Here is a 21805-nt window from a genome sequence, read left to right as displayed (position 1 = left end):
ACAGGTTGTAGAGAACGTAACAGACGCCGAGGGCCCACAACAACACATCCTGTAGAGTTGCGGCGTCCGATCTGAGAGGCTCGAAGCGATGACGACCACGGTCGATCCCAAGGGACGCGGCGGCCTGCTGCGCGCCGTCACCACCCTCGGGTTGCGCTCGTGCTGGTGTTCCCGGCCGCGTTCGCGGTCTACCTCGGCGACGCCCCTATACGGAGTTGATCAGGACGTATCCGGGCCCGGCGATCTCCGCCGCCACCGCCGTCGCGCAGTCCCTCGCCGAGATGTCGTCGCTGGTCGCCGTCGGTGCCCTCATCCACGTGCTGCTCCTGCGGCCGCTGCCCGGCCGGAAGGCCTTCCCGCTTCCCGCGGGGAGCGACCTCACCATCCTGCGGTGGGCCAGCGCCGTGTGGGCCGTCGCCGCCCTCGCCCTCATCCCGCTGTACGCGCTCGACACCGCGGGCGTACCGCTCTCGGCGCTCGGGCAGCCCGGCATCACGGCCTACGTCGTCGATGCCGCGAGCAACCTGTCGGCCTCCATCATCCGGTTCGCGTTCGCCGCGATCGTCGCTCTCACCGCACGGACGGCGTCGCGCTGGACGACGCTGCTGATCGGGCTCTGGGCCGCGGCCATCGCGGTGCTGACCCCCATCGTCGTGGGCCAGGTGCTCGTCGGCCCCAACCACGACCTCGGCCTCGACGCCGCAGTCATCCAGGCCGTGGCGGCCTACCCGACGTTCGGTGTGCTCGTCGTGCTCGCGATCCGGTCGCTGCTGGGCAGCGTCATCGCCACCGTCACCTGGCGTCGTTGGCTCCGCATGGCGGTGGTCGCCCTGCCGTTGATCGCGTTGGCAGAGGTCGTCGTCACCTGGTTCAAGCTGGCGGGCACCCCGCTGCTGGCCAGCGCGACCGGCTGGCTGATGCTCGTCCGATGGGCGGCGCTCGCGCTGATCGTGACCGCCACCATCGCCGTCGTCGTCACCCGCCGACGCCGCCGCTTCCGGCGCGCGGAGAACGGCCTGCTCGCGCTCGCCTCGGTCGGCGTGTTCAGCTGGGTCGCCGTCGCGGCGGCCATGCTGCGCAAACCCCCGCCCCAGTACGACGTCCCCACCAGCGTCAACGAGGTGTTCCTCGGGTTCGACCCGCAGGTGGCTCCGACGTTCGCGGCCATCGCAGGCACCTGGCGGCCCAACCTGCTCTACATCGCGATCGCGGTTGCGGGCATCGCCGTCTACCTCGGTGCGCTCGTAGTGGTGCGCCGCCGCGGCATCGCGTGGCCGTTGGGCCGCACCGTCTCGTGGATCCTCGGCTGGGTGTTCGCCGTCATGGCCACCAGCTCCGGCCTCGGCTACTACTCGGCCCCCCACTTCGGCATCCACATGATCATGCACATGTCGCTCAGCATGCTGGTGCCTGTGCTGCTCGCGCTCGGCGGCCCGCTCACCCTGCTGCTGCGTGCAGGCCGCGCTGGCGGACCGGTCGCGAGCCTGCACGACTGGGTGTCGTGGCTTCTCTCGTGGCGCGTCTCGAAGGCGCTGTACAACCCGCTCGTCGCGTTCGTGCTGTTCATCTCGTCGTACTACGCGCTCTACTTCACCGACCTGTTCCAGACCCTGATGCGCTACCACTGGGGTCATCAGTTGATGAACGTCCACTTCCTGGTGGTCGGCTACATCTACTACTCGCTGATCATCGGCGTCGACCGTGGCCCGAAGCCGCTGCCACACATCGCCAAGCTCGGCATGGCGATGGCCGCGATGCCGTTCCACGCCTTCTTCGGCGTCATCCTGATGAACGGCCGCTCCATCATCGGCCAGGACTTCTACCGGATGCTCGACATCCCGTGGGCCGACCTTCCCGCGGCGCAGGAACTCGGCGGCGGCGTCGCATGGGCCGGCGGCGAGATCCCGTCGCTCCTGGTGGTCGTGGCCCTCGGTATCCAGTGGGCGCGGCAGGACCGTAAGGAGGCCGCGCGCCGCGACCGACACATGGACACGGGCCGCGACACCGAGTACGAGGACTACAACGCGATGCTCGCGGCGCTGGCCGAACGCGGCACCGACAAGCGGGAGGGGAGCGGGCGATGAGCCAACTCGACACGCGACCGGGCCTGATCGAGCTCGAGATCAGTGGCATGACGTGCGCGGCCTGCGCCAACCGCATCGAAAAGAAGCTCCGCAAGCTGGACGGCGTCACCGCCACCGTCAACTACGCCACCAACCGGGCCACCATCACCGGGATCGACGACGTCGGAGCCGCGATCGCGGAGGTCGAGAAGGCCGGCTACGGGCGCACCAGCGCGTCGACGATGAGGACATGTGGTCGAAGCGGGCCACCGAGATGCACATCACCTCCCTGCGCCGTCGGCTCATCACCGCCGCGGCGCTGGCCATCCCGCTGATGGACATCACCATCGTGCTCGCCCTCTCGCCGCAGTGGCGGTTCCCCGGCTGGGAACTGGTATGTCTGCTGCTCGCGCTCCCGATCGTCACCTGGTGCGCGTGGCCGTTCCACAAGGCGACGCTCCGCAATCTCCGCCACGGCGCCGTCAGCATGGACACCCTTGTCTCCCTCGGCATCGTCGCCTCGTTCGGATGGGCCGTCGCCACGCTGCTGTTCGGGCTGGGTGAGGCCAGCGACAAGGGCTTCTGGCTCGGGTTCGGCGCCACGCCGGAGGGGCGAACTCCGTCTACCTCGACGTCGCTGCGGGCATGACGACGTTCCAGTTGGCCGGCCGCTACTTCGAGGCCAGGTCGCGCAGGAAGGCGAGCGACGTGCTCGGCGCGCTGCACGCGCTCGCCGCCACCGAGGTTCGGGTGCTGAGCGACGGCGTCGAGCGGGTCGTTCCCATCTCGGCGCTCGGCGTCGGTGACGCGTTCATCGTGCGGCCGGGTGAGAGCATCGCCACCGACGGCGTGATCGTCGAGGGTTCCGCTGCCGTCGACGCGTCCATGCTCACCGGCGAGCCGGTGCCCGTGTCGCTCGGGGTGGGCGACGCCGTGACCGGCGGCACCATCAGCACCGACGCCCGGATCGTGGTGCGCGCCACCGCGGTCGGCGCACACACGCAGCTCTCGCAGATGGCGGCCCTCACCGAGGACGCGCAGGCCCGCAAGTCGCAGGTGCAGCGCCTCGTCGACCGCGTCATCACCTGGTTCGTGCCCACCATCATCGGGCTCGCGGTGCTCACCACCATCGGATGGGTCATCGCGGGCGCCCCGCTGCAGCAGGCTTACGGCACCGGCATCGCCGTCCTCATCATCGCCTGCCCATGCGCCCTGGGGCTCGCCACGCCGACCGCCCTGATGGTCGGCATCGGGCGCGGCGCCAGCCTCGGCGTGCTCATCAAGGGCCACGACGCGCTGGAGGCAAGCGGCCAGATCACCACCGTCGTCCTCGACAAGACGGGCACCCTGACCACCGGCACCATGGACGTCGATGAGGTTGTCGCAGACGACCCCGACCGCGTGGTCGCGCTTGCCGCGGCCGTCGAGCGCGGATCGGAACACGCCATCGCCCGCGCCATCGAGCGGGAGGCGACCGCCCGCCTGCTCGTCACCCCGATGCCGAGGGCTTCGCCACCCTGCCCGGGCTGGGCGCCAGCGCCATCGTCGACGACGTCGAGGTCATCGTCGGCAACCCGCAACTGTTCACCGACCGCGGCCTCGAGGCCCCGGCCGTGTTGCGCGAGGCCGTCGGACGGGCCCGCGACCGCGGCGACAGCGTCTCGCTCGTGGCCGTCGACGGGGAACTCGTCGGCTGCATCGCCATCAGCGACACCATCAAGCCCGATGCCCGACAGGCGATCGGGTCGCTCAAGGCGCAGGGGCTCCGGACGGTGCTGCTGACCGGGGACTCACACCAGGCCGGGGAGCGGATCGCCGCCGAGCTCGGATCGACCGGGTGATCGCAGAGGTACTCCCGCAGGAGAAGGCCGATGTCATCGAGAAGCTGCGCGCTGACGGGGAGTTCGTCGCGATGGTCGGCGACGGCATCAACGACTCGATCGCGCTCGCGACCGCCGACCTGGGGCTGGGCATCGCCACCGGCACGGACATCGCTCTGCGCGCCGCCGACATCATCATCGTGCGCGACGACCTCGTGGCCATCGCCGACGCGGTCGGCCTGTCCCGCAGGACGCTGCGCACCATCAGGACGAACCTGGTGTGGGCCTTCGCCTACAACATGGCCGCGGTGCCGGTGGCGGCGGCCGGGCTCCTGAACCCTCTCATCGCGGCGGCGGCCATGTCACTCTCGAGCGTTCTCGTGGTGCAGAACTCGCTGCGGTTGCAGAACTACCGCAGTCAGCGGGTGGCGGCTCCCGCGGAGGAGCACACGGAAGACCTGCTCGACTCCTGAGCTCGACCGGGCTACGCCCTGGGCGGTGCCGACGTGCCCCGGACGATCAGCTCGGTGGGGATGGTGACGCGCTCGTGCGGCTTCCGCACGGCCGACCTCAGCTGGTCGAGCAGCAGGGCCACCAGCTCGTGGCCGATCGCCCGGAAGTCCTGCCGGACCGTCGTCAACGGCACAGGCAGGAACGGGCTGAGCGTGAGGTCGTCGAACCCCACCACGGAGACATCGGTGGGAACTACCCGCCCCGCCTCATGGAACGCCCGCATGGCGCCGATGGCCATCTCGTCGTTGGAGCAGAACACCGCTGTCACCGTCGGGTCGGCTGCCAGCGTGAGGCCCAGCACATACCCGGATTCGGCGCTCCAGTCGCCGTGCAGCGGCTCGGGTGGGGTGATGCCTGCCTGCTCGAGGGTGCGCCGCCAGCCCGCCATGCGGGCCATGGCCGGGTCGGAGTCGGCGGGGCCTGCGATGTGGTGGACCACCGCGTGTCCGAGGGCGAGCAGGTGTCCGGTCGCGTCGGCGCTTCCCTGCATGTGGTTGGAGCTGACGGCCGGGTAGAGGCCGATCAGCCGTGAATCGGACACCGCGACCGGCAGTGTGCGGGGGAGTGACAGGTCCTCCGGGGTGCCCTCCGCGCGCAGGATCACGAGCCCGTCGATCGCCTGGCTGGAGAGGCGGGAGGCCGCGGACTCCCAGCCCTCGGCGCCCGGATCCTTCACGTTGACGATGGTGACGCCGTAGTCCTCGGCCCGTGCGGCCTCGATCACCGCCGATGTGGTGAGAGCCTCCCCGGTGCGTTCGAACCGGCTGGCCATCAGCCCGATGGTCTGGAAGGCGCCCCTGCGGAGCGCGCGCGCCGCGTGGTTGGGGTGTAGCCGAGCTGCGCCATCGCCTCGAGTACCTTGTCCCGTGTGACGGGGCGAACCTTCTCGGCCCCGGTCGACACCCTCGAGACGGTCTGTGCGGAGACGCCGGCCAATCGGGCCACGTCTTCGATGGATGGGCCCTTGATCCGGGCGGATGCGTGCTCATGGCTTCGGTGACACCTTCTCTGCTGCTGTGTCTACGTTAACACTGTGCAGTCGTTCAGCACCATGATTGTGGTGATACTCCCCGTTATCAAGTCGTGACTTGCGCGAGGCACGGGATGGTGGTCAAATGGTGACGTAAACATCAGAACTCAACGAGGAGCGCATGTGTCCTTCGTGGTAGCCGATGACGGCTTCCGGCTGAACGGGAGGCAGTTCCAGATCATCTCTGGCTCACTGCACTACTTCCGTGTCCACCCCGACCTGTGGGAGGACCGGATCATCAAGGCCCGCCAGCTCGGCCTCAACACGATCGACACCTATGTCGCGTGGAACTTCCACTCCTCCCGCGAGGGCGAGTTCCGCACCGACGGCTGGCACGATCTGGGCCGTTTCCTCGATCTGGCCGCCAAGCACGGGCTCTACGCGATCGTGCGCCCCGGCCCCTACATCTGCGCCGAGTGGCGCAATGCAGGTATGCCGACCTGGCTGACGGCTAAGCCCGGCATCCGTGTGCGGACCAGCGACCCGCGATACATGGACGCCACCGCCGCGTACTACGCGCAGTTGCTGCCACTGGTCAGAGAGCGCCAGATCAGCCGGGGCGGCAACGTCCTCATGGTGCAGGTCGAGAACGAGTACGGCGCCTACGGCGACGATGCCGCATACCTGCGCTCGCTCGTCGAACTCATCAAGGCCCAGGGCATCGACGTACCGCTGTTCACCTGTGATCAGGCCAACGACGAGATGCTCGGCCGCGGGGGGCTCCCGGAGCTGCTCCGCACCGGAACCTTCGGATCCCGCACGACCGAGCGGCTCGAGGTGCTCCGCCGGCACCAGGAGACAGGGCCGCTGATGTGCACCGAGTTCTGGGACGGCTGGTTCGACAGCTGGGGCCGCGAGCACCACATCACCGCACCCGAGCAGAGCGCGGCCGACCTCGACGCGCTCCTGGCCGTGGGAGGCAGCGTCAACCTGTACATGCTGCACGGCGGGACGAACTTCGCGCTCTACAACGGCGCGAACGACAAGGGCGTCTACGTGCCGACCATCACGTCGTACGACTACGACGCGCCGCTGAGCGAGGACGGCACCCCCGGGCCCAAATTCGACGCCTTCCGTGAGGTCATCGCGCGGTACGCCCCGGTGCCTGAGGAGACCCCTGAGGGCGGGTGGCGGCCCCGAGTTCGAGGTGGCCCTCGGCCGCTCCGACTGGGCGGCCGCGGTCGGCGTCCCCGAGGTCTTCGACCGGCTGCCGCTGCAGGATGAGGTCGACCCTGAGGCGAGCTTCGCCGTCTACGAGACGGACGTCACCGACGCCGACCGGGTGGTCGTGTTCGACGAGGTCCGCGACCGCGTCTTCGCGTTCCTCGACGGCCGCCCCGTCGGCACCATCGAACGCACCCAGCATCAGCGCTCGCTTGCCCTGCCCGGCGCCGGACGGCTCCGTCTGCTCGTCGAGGATCTCGGCCGCGTCAACTACGCGGGCCGTCTCGGGGAGTCCAAGGGGCTCATCGGCCCGGCCCGCACCGCGACCCGCGACCTCACGCACTGGGCGGTCTCCATCGTCGACCACGACGCGATGCCCGGCCTGACCGACGGTGCCGTGGCGCTGCCGGCCGACCGCCCCCTGGCGGGTCCCGTCCTGCTGGGCGGTGACTTCGACGCCGAGCCGGGCGTCGATCTGTTCCTCGACACGACGGGGTTCGGCACCGGCCTCGTCTGGGTCAACGGGTTCCTGCTCGGCCGGTACTGGTCCGCAGGGCCGACCGAGACCATGTACGTGCCCGGTCCGCTCCTGCGCCCCGCGGGCAACAGGATCGTGGTCTGGGAACTCGACGCGGCCGCCCGTCCGGTCGCCACCTTCGTGTCCGCTCCCCGTCTCGGTCACACCGAGGCATAGGAGGCAACCCACATGACAGTCATGGAAGCCCGCAGCACCGCGGCGAGTCTCATCACGAGGAAGCGGAAGCGCGACTGGCGCGGCTGGATGTTCGTGGGGCCGTTCCTCTTCTTCTTCGTGATCGTGTTCATCGCTCCGCTGATCTACGCGATCTACCTGTCCTTCTTCCAGCCCAAGATGGTGTGGGGCGTCTCCCAGGGAGAGCAGTTCGTCGGCTTCGACAACTACGTCAAACTCTTCGCCGACCCCAACTTCTGGTCAGGTGTCGTCGGCGTGGCGCTGTTCCTGCTCATCCAGGTGCCGATCATGCTCCTGATCTCCATGTTCCTTGCGCTCGCGATCGACTCAGGCCGGATCTGGGGCGCCAACTTCTTCCGCGTCGCGGTGTTCCTCCCCTACGCCATCCCTGCCGTCGTCGCCACGCTGATGTGGGCTTCATGTACGGCACCAGATACGGCGTGATGAGTGAGGTCAACAACCTGCTCGGCACCTCGGTCGACTTCTTCAGCCCGTCGCTCATCTGGGTCGGCATCGGCAACATCGTCACTTGGGAGTTCATCGGCTACAACATGCTGATCTTCTACTCCGCCCTCAAGACGATCCCCGGATCGCTCTACGAGGCGGCCGCGATCGACGGCGCGAGCGAGTGGAACGTCATTAAGGCGATCAAGCTCCCCGCGATCCGCGGCTCCATGATGATCGCCGTCATCTTCTCGATCATCGGCAGCTTCCAGCTCTTCAACGAGCCGAACGTCCTGCAGCAGATGGCGGGCAACACCATCACCACCTATTTCACCCCCAACTTCTACGCGTTCCACCTCGCGTTCGAGGCCAACAACCCCAGCTACTCGGCGACGCTGGCCATCGTGATGGGTCTCATCACGGTCGCCGTCGCCTACGTCGTGCAGCTCTGGGGCGCGAAGGGAGGCGTCAAGTGATGTCCGCACCCACCATGATGAGGGCGAAGGCCATCAAGGGCAGCCCGAGGATCAAGCCACGCAGGTCGGTCGTGTTCACGGTCCTGACCGCGCTGTTCGTCATCTACGCGCTCATCCCGCTCGTCTGGCTCCTGATCAGCGCGACCAAGACCCAGGCCGACTACGTGTCGACCTTCGGGTTCGCCTTCGGCGACTCGTTCGCCCTGTTCGACAACATCAAGCAGACGTTCGCCTACCGCGACGGCATCTTCGGCCGCTGGTTCCTCAACACGATCATGTACGTGGTGGTCGGCGCGGGTGGTGCAACGCTGCTCGCGGTGCTGGGTGGCTACGGGCTGGCCAAGTACAAGTTCCCCGGGCGGCGCGGCGTCATCGCCGTCGTCATGGGTGCCATCGCGGTGCCGAGCACCGCGCTGACGGTCCCGCTGTTCCTGATGTTCAGCAAGGTCGGCCTGGTGAACACGCCGTGGGCGGTCATCATCCCGTGCCTGATCACCCCGTTCGGCTTCTACCTGATGTGGGTGTTCGCCTCCGAGGCCGTGCCGGACGAGCTGCTCGAGGCCGCCCGCGTCGACGGCTCGAGCGAGTTCAACACGTTCTTCCGGATCTCGCTGCCGCTGCTCGGCCCCGGCATCGTCACCGTCGCCCTGTTCGCCATCGTCGCGACCTGGAACAACTACTTCCTGCCGCTCATCATGCTCACGTCTGAGAAGTGGAAGCCGCTGACCACCGGCCTCAACGACATCAAGCTGCAGACCTACTCGGCCGCGGGTGGAGCCAACCCGCTGCAGAACGTCATCATCACCGGCTCGCTCCTGACGATCATCCCCCTGATCATCGCCTTCCTGTTCCTGCAGCGCTACTGGCAGTCCGGCCTGGCCGCCGGCAGCGTCAAGGAATGACCCCGTCCCTGTCCACCGCCTAACCCCAAGATCCCTTCACTGTTGAGAGGAAACTCATGAAGATCAAGCAGATCCTCGGCGCCGCCCTGGCGTCGACCCTCGCCGTCGGGCTCACCGCCTGTGGCGGCGGCACCACCCCGGCGGCCTCGCCGACCGCGGGTGGCACCACCTCCGCCTCCGCCTCGGCCCCCACCACCGGTGAGACCACCGAGCTGACGGTGTGGGCGTGGGAGCCCACCCTGACGCCGGTCGTCGAGGCCTTCCAGAAGGCCAACCCCGACATCAAGATCAACCTCGAGAACGTCGGTGGTGCAGGCGACACCTACACGAAGCTCGACAACGCGATCGCCGCCGGCTCCGGTGCGCCCGACATCGCCCAGATCGAGTACTACGCCGTCGGCCAGTACGCCATCCCCGGTCGCCTCGCCGACCTGTCCGGGTTCGGCGCCGCCGATCTCAAGGACAAGTACACGACCGGCACCTGGAATGCCGTCACGCTTGCCGAGAGCGGCAAGGTCTTCGGTCTGCCGGTCGACTCCGGGCCGATGGCCCTGTTCTACAACGAAGAGGTCTTCACCAAGGCCGGAATCGCCGCCCCGCCCGCAACGTGGGAGGAGTTCTACGAGGCCGCCAAGAAGATCCGCGCGCTCGGCCCGAACAACTACATCACCTCCGACAACGGCGACGCCGGCTTCCACACCTCGATGATGTGGCTCGCCGGTGGCAAGCCGTTCGGCATCGACGGCCAGTCCGTCACCATCAACCTGGGTGACGCGGGCGTCGTCTCGTTCGCCGAGTTCTGGCAGAAGATGATCGACGAGGACCTCATCAACACGAAGGTCTCCGGCTGGTCCGACGACTGGTTCAAGGGCCTCGGCGACGGCACCCTCGCCAGCCTCATCACGGGCGCCTGGATGCCCGCGAACCTGATCGGCTCGGCCCCGAGGCCTCCGGCAAGTTCCGCGTCGCCACGACGCCGGTTCCCGAGGCAGGCAAGAAGGCCAACTCCGAGAACGGTGGCTCCTCCATCGCGATCCTCGAGTCGAGCGAGAAGAAGGAGGCGGCCTACAAGTTCGTGGAGTACGTCTCCAACGGTGACGGCGCCCCGATCCGCATCGCCGGCGGCAACTTCCCGGCGACCACCGCCGACCTCGACAACGCCGAATGGCTGGCCCACACCGATGAGTACTTCGGTGGCCAGGAGTACAACAAGGTGCTGGCCCAGGCCGCTGCCGACGTGCTCCCCGGCTGGAGCTACCTGCCGTTCCAGGTCTACGCCAACTCGATCTTCGGCGACAAGGTCAACGGCGCCTACAACGGCTCCGGCACCCTGACCGAGGCCTACAAGGCCTGGCAGACCGACCTCGAGGCCTACGCGAAGTCCAACGGCTTCATGCAGTGAGTCTCTGCTGAACGAGGGCGGCGCCCCCACCTACCAGGTGGGGCGCCGCCCTCTTCCGTGGTGGCGTTGCCCCGTCGGACGCGGTCCCCGGTCAGCCGAACAGGTGGGCCAGGGCGTCCGCGGCGAGCGAACCGCGCGTCCTGCAGCGCGTGCACTCACCGGCCTCTCCGGCGGCCAGCGACGTTCCGCACCGGCCGCAGGGCCGGTCCGCGGCCAGTGGGCGGGCCACCCGATCCCGTGCTCGACTCCGGCTCCTGGCGGGCCACCCTCGCCGACACCGCCGCAGGGCATCGGCTGACCATGACGAGCCCGCCCGATCCGCGGACCGGGCTGCAGGTGACGCGCGCGTTCGACATCCCGCCACGGGGTCGCGGTTCCGGCAGAGCGTCGAGTTCCGCAACGTCGGCGCCGATCCGGTGCGGTGGGCGGTGTGGGAGGTGTGTCAGGTCGCCACCGTGGGGCTCGCCGGCGCGGGGTGCTGCGCGTGGGCGCGGCCCGGACGAGGCACCCGTGCGCATGATCGAGGCGGTCGGGGAGATCGACACCGGGCGCTACCGCGGGGGTGCGTGGGAGATTCCGGTACAGGACGTCGTCGGAAAGCTGGGGTTCACCGCGGCCGAGCGGTTCGTGGCCCTCGACCGCGGGACGGGACCGGGCTCCGACTGACCTTCGACGCCATCGACGGCGCGCCTTATCCGGACGGCGGCGCGAGGGTGGAGCTGTGGCTCCAGTACCCGATCGGGCTCCGCTTGCCCAATTCGGGGGCTGCATCCGCAGGCGCACCTCGTCGAACTGGAGGTCCTCGGGCCGCTCGTGGACCTTGCCCCGGACAGGCGACGACGCTTGAGATCGGCTGGGATCTGGCCTGACCCGGGAAGGGCGGCGGGAGATCTTGTCCCTAGTTGCAGAAACTGTCGGCATCCATCCCTAGCATCAGGGCATGAGGGAATCGATGTCGAGCCGCCGCGCACTGTCGCGCGAGCAGGCACTGCGTTGGCGATCCTGGGCCGACCGCGATCTGAGTTACATCCTCGAGCAGATCGAACGCCTCGAGGTGACCAGCTTCGAGGAGGCCCCGACGGGAGCTACATCCATGCGCGGAGAGGGGGCGGACCGTGATGTACGTCAACCCCGGCTTCCTGGAGTTCGCGAAGGGCTGCGAGCCCGCGGATGCGCAGCGCACCGCGAACGGGGTGCCTTCCGGCCACTCTCCACGCACGCGCAGCTGGGCGGGCGCACGAGGGGCCGTTGCAGGGCAACAAGGTGTGCCCCGTCCACCCCGAGCTCGGGCTGCTTCCGGTCAGCGGCGAATGCGACGAGTGCGGCTGACCCCGCACCGGGCTGAGGATGCGTTCGCCCCGGCCTGCGCCTGCAGACCGGGGCTACGCCACCTGCGCGACCGGTCAGGCGGAGACGGCCGAGGCCACCTCCAAGGCATGCGGGTCGGCCGGGTCGACGGCGAGCACGTCGGCCGCGAGCCTCGCCGCGGCCGCGCCGTCACCGAGAGCGAGCGCCGCCTGCGCCGCGATGGTGTCGCACGTCAGCTCCCGGCGCCGCTGCAGATCCTCGTGGAACAGCAGCATGGTGGGCAGCGAGGTGGCGAAGTAGTCGACCATGGCGGGAACGTCGCGCAGCGCGACCGCCCAGTCGGACAACGCCCTGGCCAGATCGTCGGCCTCACCCTCGCGGCCGAGCCGTCGCAGCGCGTGGACCGAGCAGATCGACCGCTCACTGAACTCGGTGGTCGCCATGGAGACGAAGTCGCCGCGCGAGGCGGCCGCCCGCTCCCACGCGGCCGTTGCCTCGGCGTCCCGGCCGAGCGCCGCGAGCACGTCACCGGTCACCAGGTCGAGGTGCGCCGCGTTGGCAAGCGGGTGCCTGTCCTCGCCGAGGGTGGGCAGGGTGCCCAGGCGGCCTCGGCGGACGCGAGCGCGGCCTCGGCGTCACCACCGGAGAGTGCCCGTCGGGCCAACCCGAGGTTGGCGTCCTCCCAAGCGGCAAGTGCGCGTCCCTCGCCACCTTCCCAGGGATGGAACTCGTGCCGGAGCAGCAGGTCGTGCGCCTCGTCGAGGCGGCCGAGCCGGATGAGCAGGTTGGTGTACTCGACTGTCAGGTCGTCGCGGGCGGCCACCATGTCGCGGACGGCCTCGAGGCGGGTGATCCGGGCCTCGAGCGGCTCGCCGAGCTGCCTGGCGAGCTGGTCGCGCTCGAACCAGAGGCGCGGGTCCCGGGGTGAGAGCCGCAGGGCCTCGTCGTAGCACTCCACGGCCAGCGCGGCGTCGTACTGGTGGTTGAACGCGGCGACACCGCGGTTGCGCAGCGACACCGGGTCCTGCGGGCCACCGACCAGGCGGCGATCGCCTCCTCGGCGCGGCCGTGGGCGTAGAGCCAGTGGCCGAGCAGGGCGGCGGCACCGGCGTGGTCGGGCGGGCCGCATGCACTCGACCGAGCATGAGGGCGTCGTCGAGCCCGCCGGGAAGCAGCCCCGGTGCCCCTCGGCTGTGACGGCCGCGAGTTCGTCGTCGGCCGCCGCGCCCTCACCGGAGCGGGCCAGCAGGTCGGCCCGGTGCAGGCGGATCAGCGGGATCTGGTTGCTCATGCCCGGCACAGGGCGGTCGCGCTCGCGCCGTTCGGCGCTGTCGAGGGCGGTGAGGGAGTCGCCGAGGCGGCCGAGGCTGGCGAACTCGAGCGCGACGTCGATCAGGGTCGCCGCGTCGGCATCAGTGTCGCCGTCGAGGCTGCGGAGCCACCAGTCGAGCGGGTCGTCGAGCCTGGCGGCGGAGAGCTCGGCCGCGGCCTCGCCGTCGCGCCCCAGCGCGCGGAGCCCGATCACGCGGATGGCGCGGGCCTGCGAGTTGCGGGTGTCGAGCGTGAGTACCTCGCCCGCGCGGCGGACGGCGTCGCCCCACTCACCCGTGGTGGCCGCGATCCGGGCGAGGGCCAGCTCGCTCGGCGCCTTCCAGGCGGCGTTCCAGCCAGCCTGCCGAAGGCCGCGTCCGCCCGCGCAGGTCGCCGCGGGCCAGCAGCACCAGGCCCAGCAGGTAGTGGGCCTCGCCGTCGCGGGGTTGGGGTTGAGCTTGACAAGGCGTGCGACTGCCCGACGCAGGTGCGTCTCCGCCTCGTCGAGCCTTCCGTCGTGGTAGCGACGGGCGCCCATCGCCGTGTTGGTGCGGGTGTCGCCGGGGTCGCGGCGCAGCGCCTCTTCCCAGTAGGGCTCCGGGGAGCGGGTGGCGTGCCGGTACTGCTCGAGGTGCACGCCGGTGAGGTAGAGCTCGTCGATGCTGGCGATGCTGTCCGGGCGGGCTGCTCGGTCGCCGGGTCGGGCAGGTCGACGTGGTCGGGGATGGGGCGGGCCGCCAGGCCAGCAGCACCTCGTCGCCGCTGCGCACGGTCGCGGTGAGCGCAGGCAGGTCGGCCGGGCGGGGCAGGCGCACCTGGCGGAGCACCGGCTCGCCGGGAGCGGCGGCGACGTCCTCGGCCCAGACCTCGCCGTCGTCGAGGTCAAGTGTGAGGCGGAGGTCGCCGGCGCGGGTCGGAACGAAGTTCAGCGTCGCGACATCACCGTCGAGCGACAGGTGGACGGCGCCCTCCAGGGTGGCCTGGTGCGCGGCACCGATGCCCTGGATCGGGTACCAGTACTGGCTGAAGGTCTTGGTCTCGCCGGGCAGCAGGAAGGTGAAGTCGGGCTGGTTGTCGGTGTAGACGCCTGCCATCAACTCGACGTACGGGCCGTCGGTGTCGGTGAGGTTGCGGTCCCACGCCCACCCGAACGGATCGTTGCCCCAGGTCCACTGCTTCTTGCCGGGGGAGACGCGGTGATCGGCCCAGTGCACGAACCCGGCGCCGACGCCGTGGTCGTAGCCGCCGAAGAAGTCGTCGCTGCTGCCGAGGCACATGTAGGAGGTGGGCACGGGGATGTTGCGGTACCAGTCGATTCGGTCACCGTCGGGTCGCTCAGGGTGACCCGGTCGCGGTAGTCGATCCCGTAGAACTCCCCGTTGGCTGCGGGGAACCCGGTGACCGCGCGCTTGGCGTGGTCGGCGACGAAGTGCACGTCGGTGGGGAAGAACGACTGGTAGTCATCGCCGGCGCGGGCGGCCACGTTGGCCCACCACAGGAATGTCTGCACCTCGGTGGTGCGGTTGAACAGCCGGACGCGGGCCTCGATGACGGAACTGCCGGGCGGAGCCGGATGCCGTGCATGCCCTTCATCCGGGCGAACGGGTCGAGGTCGGCGCACCACAGGGTGCGGGCCCCGTCGGCCTCCTCTTCGATCGTCCACTCGGAGGGCAGGTAGGTGCCCGGGCGGTGGTGCTGGGGCCAGTTGAACTCGACGCCGCCGGAGATCCATGGGCCGAGGACGCCCACCAGGCGGGCTTGATCACGTTGTTCTTGTAGAAGAAGTCGTAGTCGCGGGTCTTGTCGATCGCGCAGTAGATCCGGCCGCCCAACTCGGGCAGCACGGTGAGGCGCACGTACTCGTTCTCGAGGTGCAGGGCCTCCCAGCTGCGCGGGGCCTTGCTGCCGCTCACCCTGTCGTAGAACGGCTGGGGTAGACGCGGCCCGACGACCCCTGGTAGACGCGCCGGTCGAGGTACGCCGGGTAATCGTCAGGGGTCTCCACGTCGTAGGTGTCGATGACGATGGGCTCCGACCAGGCCGCCACCTGGCCTGGCTCCAGCCCGGAAGGGGTGGGGGAGCGTGACGGCGGAGTCTTCGGTGTTCATGGAGACGAAACTAGCGGGACGGGAACACCGTTCCCAGGGTGTGGGCGACGGCAAACTAGGACAAAACGACGATGTGGCTCCAGCGTCACTCGGCGTCTGCGGCCACCCCGTGGGATGAAAGGTGGATGGCGAGCTGCACGCGCCGCGCCAACGCCGGGTCGAGGTCGCGCCCGGCGGCACGGACCGTGCGGTTCAGCCTGAGAACGGCGTCGTCCAGGTCGGTGGTGCGGCCCGAGAGCGCGTAGACGTGGATCGCCCGCACGGCCAGTTGGTCGTCATCAGGGCGGCCAACCTGCCCCGGCCCACGGCCCAGAGCGCGAGATCGAGGTCCTCGTGCGTGATGGCCCGGTCGGCCAGCACGGTCGCGGCATCGACGATCATCGCCACCATGTCGGATCGCAGGGTCTCGGCCCAGAGCCACTGGAAGCCGAACGCGCCGAGTGGGGTTCCGTGCACGAGGTGTAGCGCCTGCCTCAGCGCGGCCGACGAGGACACGTTGACCCCGCCCGACAGCAGGGCGCAGAAGCGCTCCCAGTCGGAGGAGACCCGCGTGTCCAGGCGGATGCGGCCGGTGTAGGCGTCAGGCAGGTACGGGGCGCCGTCGGGTGCGGAGCCGAGCCAGGTGCGCAGCCGGCTCATGTTTGAGCGGCGGGTGGTTTCGGCGACCAGGAGGTCGCGGGACATCGCGGTGGGCGTCGAGCCGGGTGGCTGAGCAGCCAGGCGCAGTACTCCATGCACTGCGCGACGGCCCTGGTCGGGGTGGCCCGGCGGGCGCCAGAAGCTCCACGTCGCCGAGGAGTTGCAGCGTCGGATGGTCCCGGTGGTCTGGAGGTTCGGGCATGTCGTGTTCCTCACCGTGGGTCTCGGTGCGGGGAGTGGAAGGACGTTGGACGGCTCCGTGCCGTCCTCGGCCCACCAGGGGGCGGGAGGGTCTCGGTCGATCCGGTCGTGTGGAACAGGTCGACCAGCATGCGTCGCGCGGGCACGCCTACGAGTTGGGGGTGAAGGTTGTCCCGCCCGCCTACCGTTTCCGGGCATCAGGTCGATCGTCGTGTGGGCGATGTGTGGCGCATCGGCGGCCGTCGCGACCACGCTCACGCCGACCTCGCCGAGCGCCATGGCGTCGCCGACCGCGTCGAACTGCGCAGGGGTGAGGGGTGCTCGAACAGGAACACCGTCGGCGCCAGGTGCCCGCCCGGTCGGGATCGGCGCGGAGCTCGGGTAGCGCGCCATGGCGGAGCTCGAGCCGTCTTGTCGCGCACAGCCGCGCGAGCGCAGTGAGGCCATCGGCGGTCGACGGGTGCGCCGTGATCCGAGGGTCGTCGAGGGCCTCGGCCCACTCGTCGCCCCCGACCACAGCCACCTCGACCGGCTCCGACCAGGGTGCGGAGGAGAGCGAGGTCAGGATCGCGGCCAGCCCCCGTCGGCCTCGGAACCGGTCAGGACCGTGGCGTGTGCCGACTCGAGGTCGAACCACAGCGGGGTCCCGTCGGGTTCCCAGCCGAGCAGGACGGTGGCGGGGTGTGGCTGGCGTCGGTGGTGGGAGCCGACTCGGCGTGCCGGGCGAGGGCGCCCCAGAAGCTGGCGACCGCCGGTTCGACGGGCAGGACCCGTCGCCCGACGGAGCGGCCCAGGAGTTGGGCGCGGCGGCGGGTCGCGAACCCCCGATCAGGCCGACGGCCAGCACTGCGCCGATGGGCGCGACGATGCCTAGCGGGTCGGCCGCCCGGTCGGCTCCGGACGTGGTTGCCGGGGCCGTTCCGCCGTGGCCGGGGTCACGCCCGGGGTGTCGTGGGCTCAGGTGTTGCGGTCCCGGGTGGGGTGGGCTCGTAGTCGGCGCTGGCGGGGGAAGCGACGCGGTGCCCGTCGCACCGGCGATCCGGGTCTCCGAGGGGAGGGGTCGGCAGGCCTGGCCGCGGGTGGTGGGAAGGTGGGGGATCAGCCGGGGCGGGTGGCTGCGCGTCCGGGAGCGCGAGCACCCATCCGATCTCGATCTCGTCGGGATCGGCGATCATGCCCCGGTTGAGCTCGTGGATCTCCGGCCATCGGGCGCCGTCGCCGAGGACCCGCTCCGCGATGGCCCAGAGCGAGTCGCCCCGCTGCACCACCACGAGCGCATCGTCCATGGGAGCGGGGCGTGCTCAGGCCCTGGGGCAGCCGGAGGCTCTGCCCGGTGGTCACCTTGAGCGAGTCGCCGATGGCCGGGTTGAGCGCGACGATCTCGCGCCACCGCTCACCGCTGCCGAGTTCGCGCTCGGCGATGTCCCAGAGCTCGTCGCCGGGTTGCACCACGTATCCGCGCCCGACCGGGGCCTCCCGGCCGACGGCCGGGGCGCAGGCGCCGTCGTACCGCCGGTCGGCTGTGCGAGCGTCCCGGGTGGCGGGGCCGCGACGTCCGCCGAGGCGAGGGTGGGGATGCGGCGGCGGCCACCACCAGTGTCCCGATCAGCGGCCGCAACCATCCGGTGCCGGGAGCCGCACGCGGATGCGCTGCCTGGAGGCGACGGCCAGGAACTCCAGGCGAGGGCCGCGGTGATGAATGCCCAGGCGAGCCAACCGACAGCGCTGAGCAGGGCAAGCACAAGGTCGCTCCCGATGGGTGCGGTGAGCACGGACGACCAGTCGACCGTGAGCAGGTCGCCTGCCGACCCGAACCGGTTCAGCGCCCATGGCACCCCGGCGACAAGCAGGCACACCACGATGAGCGCGCCGGCCGAACGTGCCGCCCTCATCGCGCGCTCCCAGGCCGCCTGGATGCCTCGTCGGTCATGTCACTTGGGAGGTGGTCTGTGACGTAAGCGGTGATGGCCGCGATGACGATCAGCGCGATCGCGGCGGCACCCGCCAACAGGATGGCGTTCTCGGTGCTCTGGCTGAGCCCGCGCTCGTCTCGGCTCGGGGCGCTCCGTGCAGCAGATGCACGAGCATCCCGACGCTGTGGTGGATGATCGACATGGGTTCCTCCTGATTTGTACTCTCCGCCGGCCGGACGCCGGATCCACGGTTGTCCACAGTCACGTTCTCCACGGTTTCACCCCGGCCCGAGCAGGGTGAGGAGCGCGGGAGTGACGAGAGCCACACCCAGCAGCAGTGCAGGCAGGGTCATCCAGAGCGACAGCGATTCGCTGGCCTCCTGCGCCTCGGCCTTCTGCCGGCTGAGATGCGCGTCGCGCAGTTCCCGCACCCGCGCCTGCAGGATGTCGGCGAGGCCCGCGCCCTGCTCCTCGAGTTGCATGACGTCGGCGAAGTCGGCCAGTTCCGACACGTTCCACTCGGTGGCGATCCGACGCAATTCGTCCCACGGCTGGCTCTGCTCCATGCGGGCCCGCTCCAGACCCGCGGAGATCCGATGGAACAGGGGGCGTCGGAGATGGAGGCCGCGTTCGCGGCGGCCTGCGCCGCCGAGGCGTTGGCCAGCCGCTCCAGCACCACCAGATCGAAGAAGGTGTGCATCCCGTCGACAGCCGAGGCGCGATATCGTTCTGCGCCGCCCCTGAGCCGCGCATCGGCGACGAAGTACCCGAGGAGCCCACATGCCAGGGAGACGCCCACCGACGCGAGGCCCGGGCGCGTCCGAATGCCCACTGCATCAGTGCCCACAGGGTCGGCAGGAGCAGGCCCGCAGCGGTCCAGACGAACTTCTCGGTGAAGAAGTCACCGACGGTGCGGCCCTGCATGGCAAGCAGTCGCTGCTGATTCTCGGTGAGAGGGAGGCGGAGCCCGCGCTGCAGGCGCTGGGCGAGGCCCTCGAGCCCGGAAGCCGTCGGCTTGCGATCGGTGACGAGGTGATGCCGGTCCAGGATCGCCAGCGCGTCTCCGAGCCGGACCGGCTGGGTGAGGCTGCCCCGCACGGCCAGGTACGCGCCGAGGCCCACGAGCATGCCGAACGCAACCACGAGCCCGGTCACTGCATGCTCCGCAGGAAGCGAGGCGTGGGCTGCGGCACGGTGCGGCGGCGCAGCATGATCAGACAGCCCAGGTAGACGGCGGCCAGCGTGAGGCCACCACCTGACCCACCGGGTCGAGTAGGGCTCGAAGAACTGCGGGCTCAGAAGGAGCGCGCCGCCCAGCACGGCGAGGGTGATCAGCGTGACCTGCCGCACCACCGCCCGGGGCTTCGCCGCTCGGCTGCGATCTCACGCAGAGCCCTGAGTCGGTCCTGGATGTTGTCGGAGAGCGCGCCGAGCGTCACCCGGGCGCCCGCGCCACCGCGGGAGGACGCGATGGCCAGCGCGGCCACGACGGCGTCCGCATCGGCGGAGTCGAGGTCGTCGGCGAGCACCCACAACGCGTCGCGCATGGTCCACCGCTGATCGAGCCGGGTGCACAGCCGCGCCACCGGCTCGCGCAGCACGGGAGCGACCTGACGTCTCGTTGCGAAGATCGCGTCGCGGATCGATTTGCCCGCGGTCAACGAGGTGGCGATCAGGCGGACCCACCTGTCGAGCCCGGCGAGTGTCTCGATCTCCCGCTGCGGCGGGCTGGACAGCAGGCCGGGCAGGAGGATCAGCCCGCGGGGACGATCACCAGCGCGATCAACCAGCCCGTCGCGACGGCGATCAGGACGCCCGCGAGAGCGGATCCGATCATCCAGCCCCGCCTGCGTGCCGAGAGGGTTTCCCACCATCGGCGGGCACTTGTCCACAGACCTGTGGATGAATCTGTGGATGGTTCCGCGCGGAGCAGCCCGCGACCACGAGGACGAGGCCGAGGCCGACGGCGCCGCCGGCGGTGATCGCCAGAGTCAGCCCCATTGCCCGCCCTCTCGAACGGCGCCAGTTCGGCCGACATGCCGGCCTCCGGCTGGAAGAGCTCCGGTTCCGTGGCGGTCGCGGCGCGGTAGACGAGGTGTGTGGACGGGCGCCCGCCTCCATCGAGCCCGTGAGTTGGCGCACCTCCGAGACGAACCGCCTTCGCGTCCCGCCACGCCAGGCGTCGTCCTGCAGGGTGACGTGGACCACGAAGTTCATGTGGTGCGCGATCTGGCGCATCGCGTCCTCGATGCTCATCACGCGCCCCTGCGCGACACGGGCCGCCAACCGGTCGATGGTGGACGAGGCGGAGTGGGAATGCGTTGTGGACAAGGTGCCCGCTCCAGCTTGGATGATAGAGTTATGACCATGACGACCGACACCCCGAAGACCTGCCCCTGGGTCTCGCGCAGTCGTTTACGCCCGCATCTCCAAGGACGTCACCCGTACTGGGATGGGTGTTCGCCGGCAACTGGAGGCCTGCCGCAAGCTCATCGAGCGCCGCGGCTGGCAGGAGGTCGAGGTCTTCTCCGACAACGACGTCTCGGCCTACTCCGGCACCCGTCGCCCTCGCTACGAGGACATGCTCTCCGCGATCGCTGAGAAGCGTGTCGATGTGGTGGTGTGCTGGCACCACGATCGGTTGTACCGCCAGATCTCCGATCTGGAGCGCTACATCGACGTGTGCCAGGCCGCGACCGTCCCGACTCACGCAGTGATGTCGAGCGCCCTCAACCTGACCCTCCCGAGCGGACGGCTGCAGGCACGCATCGCCGGGTCCGTCGCGCTGTACGAGGCCGAGCAGAAGGGTGCCCGCCACCGTGCCGCCAACGAGCAGCGTGCCCTGCAGGGGAAGATGCACGTCACACGCCGATGCTTCGGCTACGAGCCCGACGGCGTCACCATCCGCGACGTCGAGGCCCAGGCCATTCGCGAGGGCGTGGAGTCCATCCTGAACGAGGGGTCGCTGTACGGCATCGCCAAGCGCTGGAACGAGGCGGGGCTGCTGCCTCCACAGGGTCGGCATCGCTCGCAGGAGGAGCTGGCCGCCCACGCCGAGGCCGTCGAGGATGCGCTTGCCAAGAATGAGGAACCCCCGCCGTTGCCCTCGTTGCGCCCCTCTCGCTGGACAGGCGAACGGGTCCGTGCACACTTCCGGAGCCGTCGCATCGCTGGAATCGTGACCTACAAGGGTGAGGAGGTCCGTGACCCCGAGACGGGCGAACCGGTGCCTGCCACCTGGCCGGCCATCATCACGCGCGAGCAGTGGCGCGCGGTCCAGCGCGTACTGGAAACCAACTCCCAGAAGCGCCGATTCCCGAGCGGCGAGCGTCAGCTGCTGTCAGGGCTGGCCCGCTGTGCCGAGTGCGGTAGTCCGATGATGAGCGGTGGCCAGCGCAACGGTCGCCGGCGCATCAGGTGTGGTCTCAAAGGTCAGCACGTCTACCGGGAAAGCGGTCCTATCGACGACTATGTCGAGCGCGTGATGATCGCCCGGCTGTCTCGGCCCGAAACACGGCGGCAACTCACGATCGCCACGGCCCAGCCGTCGATGTGGCCGGAATCGAGGCGCAGTTGCGCGAACTCGACACCAGCTCGATCGAGATGGCCGAGGCTCACGCGCGCAACGAGATCACGCTGCCCCAACTGCTGGCCTTCAACCGGGTCACCAGCGTCAAGCGCGAGGAGCTGGAGTCACAGCTCCCGATGCCCGCCTCGCCGGCGGCGCGCGAGATCCTTGAGGCCGACGACGTCGGTGCCGCGTGGCATGGCCTCACCCAAGACGCCAAGCGTGCCCTGA

The 21805-nt window shown here is 69.8% G+C and carries 23 protein-coding genes and 3 pseudogenes; 13 read left to right on the top strand and 13 right to left on the bottom strand.

The window, feature by feature from the left end; genetic code table 11:
* Positions 1–215: 215 nt before the first annotated feature.
* On the top strand, positions 216–2084 hold the full coding sequence (locus G7085_RS10020; protein ID WP_197510853.1) for a cytochrome c oxidase assembly protein: 1869 nt from the start codon (positions 216–218) through the stop codon (positions 2082–2084).
* Positions 2081–4356: pseudogene (locus G7085_RS34695) on the top strand (heavy metal translocating P-type ATPase). Before G7085_RS10020 ends, G7085_RS34695 begins: the two are co-directional and overlap by 4 nt.
* A gap of 11 nt (positions 4357–4367) precedes the next feature.
* Here the strand turns inward: G7085_RS34695 and G7085_RS10010 are convergent.
* Positions 4368–5168 carry a substrate-binding domain-containing protein gene (locus G7085_RS10010; RefSeq protein ID WP_197510852.1) on the bottom strand — a complete coding sequence of 267 codons (801 nt, stop codon included), beginning with the start codon at positions 5166–5168 and terminating at the stop codon, positions 4368–4370.
* Entirely contained in the window at positions 5168–5341 is a 174-nt protein-coding gene (locus G7085_RS10005) for a LacI family DNA-binding transcriptional regulator (protein ID WP_197510851.1), read from the bottom strand. The genes G7085_RS10010 and G7085_RS10005 overlap by 1 nt, the downstream gene beginning before the upstream one ends.
* A gap of 217 nt (positions 5342–5558) precedes the next feature.
* Between G7085_RS10005 and G7085_RS25390 the strand changes: the two genes are divergently transcribed.
* The 7 genes from G7085_RS25390 to G7085_RS09980 all read left to right on the top strand — a co-directional run bounded on the left by G7085_RS25390 (position 5559) and on the right by G7085_RS09980 (position 11192).
* The gene (locus G7085_RS25390; RefSeq protein WP_331715591.1) at positions 5559–6650 is read left to right on the top strand and encodes a glycoside hydrolase family 35 protein; all 1092 of its coding nucleotides are present in this window, start codon (positions 5559–5561) and stop codon (positions 6648–6650) included.
* On the top strand, positions 6574–7284 hold the full coding sequence (locus G7085_RS25385) for a hypothetical protein (protein WP_231979395.1): 711 nt from the start codon (positions 6574–6576) through the stop codon (positions 7282–7284). The genes G7085_RS25390 and G7085_RS25385 overlap by 77 nt, the downstream gene beginning before the upstream one ends.
* A 12-nt stretch (positions 7285–7296) precedes the next feature.
* Positions 7297–7746 carry a carbohydrate ABC transporter permease gene (locus G7085_RS25380; RefSeq protein ID WP_231979394.1) on the top strand — a complete coding sequence of 150 codons (450 nt, stop codon included), beginning with the start codon at positions 7297–7299 and terminating at the stop codon, positions 7744–7746.
* On the top strand, positions 7722–8222 hold the full coding sequence (locus tag G7085_RS25375; RefSeq protein WP_231979393.1) for a carbohydrate ABC transporter permease: 501 nt from the start codon (positions 7722–7724) through the stop codon (positions 8220–8222). The genes G7085_RS25380 and G7085_RS25375 overlap by 25 nt, the downstream gene beginning before the upstream one ends.
* A complete protein-coding gene (locus G7085_RS09990; protein ID WP_231979392.1) occupies positions 8222–9124 on the top strand; it encodes a carbohydrate ABC transporter permease in 903 nt (300 codons plus the stop codon). The genes G7085_RS25375 and G7085_RS09990 overlap by 1 nt, the downstream gene beginning before the upstream one ends.
* Positions 9125–9180: 56 nt before the next feature.
* Positions 9181–10458 carry an ABC transporter substrate-binding protein gene (locus tag G7085_RS09985; protein WP_197510850.1) on the top strand — a complete coding sequence of 426 codons (1278 nt, stop codon included), beginning with the start codon at positions 9181–9183 and terminating at the stop codon, positions 10456–10458.
* 305 nt (positions 10459–10763) lie between these two features.
* On the top strand, positions 10764–11192 hold the full coding sequence (locus tag G7085_RS09980) for a hypothetical protein (RefSeq protein ID WP_197510849.1): 429 nt from the start codon (positions 10764–10766) through the stop codon (positions 11190–11192).
* Positions 11193–11929: 737 nt separating this feature from the next.
* Here the strand turns inward: G7085_RS09980 and G7085_RS09975 are convergent.
* Both G7085_RS09975 and G7085_RS09970 read right to left on the bottom strand, forming a co-directional pair.
* A complete protein-coding gene (locus G7085_RS09975) occupies positions 11930–12370 on the bottom strand; it encodes a hypothetical protein (protein ID WP_197510848.1) in 441 nt (146 codons plus the stop codon).
* Positions 12367–13782, bottom strand: a complete 1416-nt coding sequence (locus G7085_RS09970; RefSeq protein WP_197513065.1) for a hypothetical protein — start codon at positions 13780–13782, stop codon at positions 12367–12369. The genes G7085_RS09975 and G7085_RS09970 overlap by 4 nt, the downstream gene beginning before the upstream one ends.
* Before the next feature lie 77 nt (positions 13783–13859).
* On the opposite strand from G7085_RS09970, the gene G7085_RS09965 reads away from it, so the two are divergent.
* Positions 13860–14228: a hypothetical protein gene (locus G7085_RS09965; protein ID WP_197513064.1), complete on the top strand. Its 369-nt coding sequence runs from the start codon at positions 13860–13862 to the stop codon at positions 14226–14228.
* Here the strand turns inward: G7085_RS09965 and G7085_RS34690 are convergent.
* The 7 genes and pseudogenes from G7085_RS34690 to G7085_RS09930 all read right to left on the bottom strand — a co-directional run.
* Positions 14210–14422 (bottom strand): annotated as a pseudogene (locus G7085_RS34690) (DUF5107 domain-containing protein); the annotation flags it as partial. The gene G7085_RS09965 and the pseudogene G7085_RS34690 overlap by 19 nt on opposite strands.
* Positions 14423–14734: 312 nt before the next feature.
* Positions 14735–15058, bottom strand: a complete 324-nt coding sequence (locus G7085_RS32455) for a DUF5107 domain-containing protein (RefSeq protein WP_197510846.1) — start codon at positions 15056–15058, stop codon at positions 14735–14737.
* Complete coding sequence (locus G7085_RS09950) at positions 15055–15192, bottom strand: hypothetical protein (RefSeq protein ID WP_197510845.1); 138 nt, start codon at positions 15190–15192, stop codon at positions 15055–15057. The genes G7085_RS32455 and G7085_RS09950 overlap by 4 nt, the downstream gene beginning before the upstream one ends.
* Positions 15193–15445: 253 nt before the next feature.
* Positions 15446–16540: a hypothetical protein gene (locus G7085_RS09945; RefSeq protein WP_197510844.1), complete on the bottom strand. Its 1095-nt coding sequence runs from the start codon at positions 16538–16540 to the stop codon at positions 15446–15448.
* Between the two features lie 488 nt (positions 16541–17028).
* Entirely contained in the window at positions 17029–17379 is a 351-nt protein-coding gene (locus tag G7085_RS25370) for a LysM peptidoglycan-binding domain-containing protein (protein ID WP_231979390.1), read from the bottom strand.
* A gap of 51 nt (positions 17380–17430) precedes the next feature.
* Complete coding sequence (locus tag G7085_RS09935) at positions 17431–17985, bottom strand: hypothetical protein (protein WP_197513063.1); 555 nt, start codon at positions 17983–17985, stop codon at positions 17431–17433.
* 299 nt (positions 17986–18284) lie between these two features.
* On the bottom strand, positions 18285–18572 hold the full coding sequence (locus tag G7085_RS09930; protein ID WP_197510842.1) for a hypothetical protein: 288 nt from the start codon (positions 18570–18572) through the stop codon (positions 18285–18287).
* A gap of 214 nt (positions 18573–18786) precedes the next feature.
* Here G7085_RS09930 and G7085_RS09925 point away from each other — a divergent pair, with 214 nt between their 5' ends.
* A complete protein-coding gene (locus G7085_RS09925; protein WP_197510841.1) occupies positions 18787–19236 on the top strand; it encodes a hypothetical protein in 450 nt (149 codons plus the stop codon).
* A gap of 101 nt (positions 19237–19337) precedes the next feature.
* Here the strand turns inward: G7085_RS09925 and G7085_RS25365 are convergent, their stop codons facing one another.
* A complete protein-coding gene (locus G7085_RS25365) occupies positions 19338–19880 on the bottom strand; it encodes a type II secretion system F family protein (RefSeq protein ID WP_231979389.1) in 543 nt (180 codons plus the stop codon).
* Complete coding sequence (locus G7085_RS34685) at positions 19840–20292, bottom strand: hypothetical protein (RefSeq protein ID WP_408647085.1); 453 nt, start codon at positions 20290–20292, stop codon at positions 19840–19842. Before G7085_RS34685 ends, G7085_RS25365 begins: the two co-directional genes overlap by 41 nt.
* A 133-nt stretch (positions 20293–20425) precedes the next feature.
* Between G7085_RS34685 and G7085_RS30070 the strand changes: the two are divergent.
* Positions 20426–20848 (top strand): annotated as a pseudogene (locus G7085_RS30070) (recombinase family protein); the annotation flags it as partial.
* A 12-nt stretch (positions 20849–20860) separates the two neighbouring features.
* Complete coding sequence (locus G7085_RS09910; protein ID WP_269452109.1) at positions 20861–21805, top strand: recombinase family protein; 945 nt, start codon at positions 20861–20863, stop codon at positions 21803–21805.

It is taken from the genome of Tessaracoccus coleopterorum, assembly GCF_011174705.1.
In the GTDB taxonomy this organism is placed as follows: domain Bacteria; phylum Actinomycetota; class Actinomycetes; order Propionibacteriales; family Propionibacteriaceae; genus Arachnia; species Arachnia coleopterorum.
Note: the sequence above shows the minus strand (reverse complement) of the source record. Positions and strands in the feature narration are given on the sequence as shown.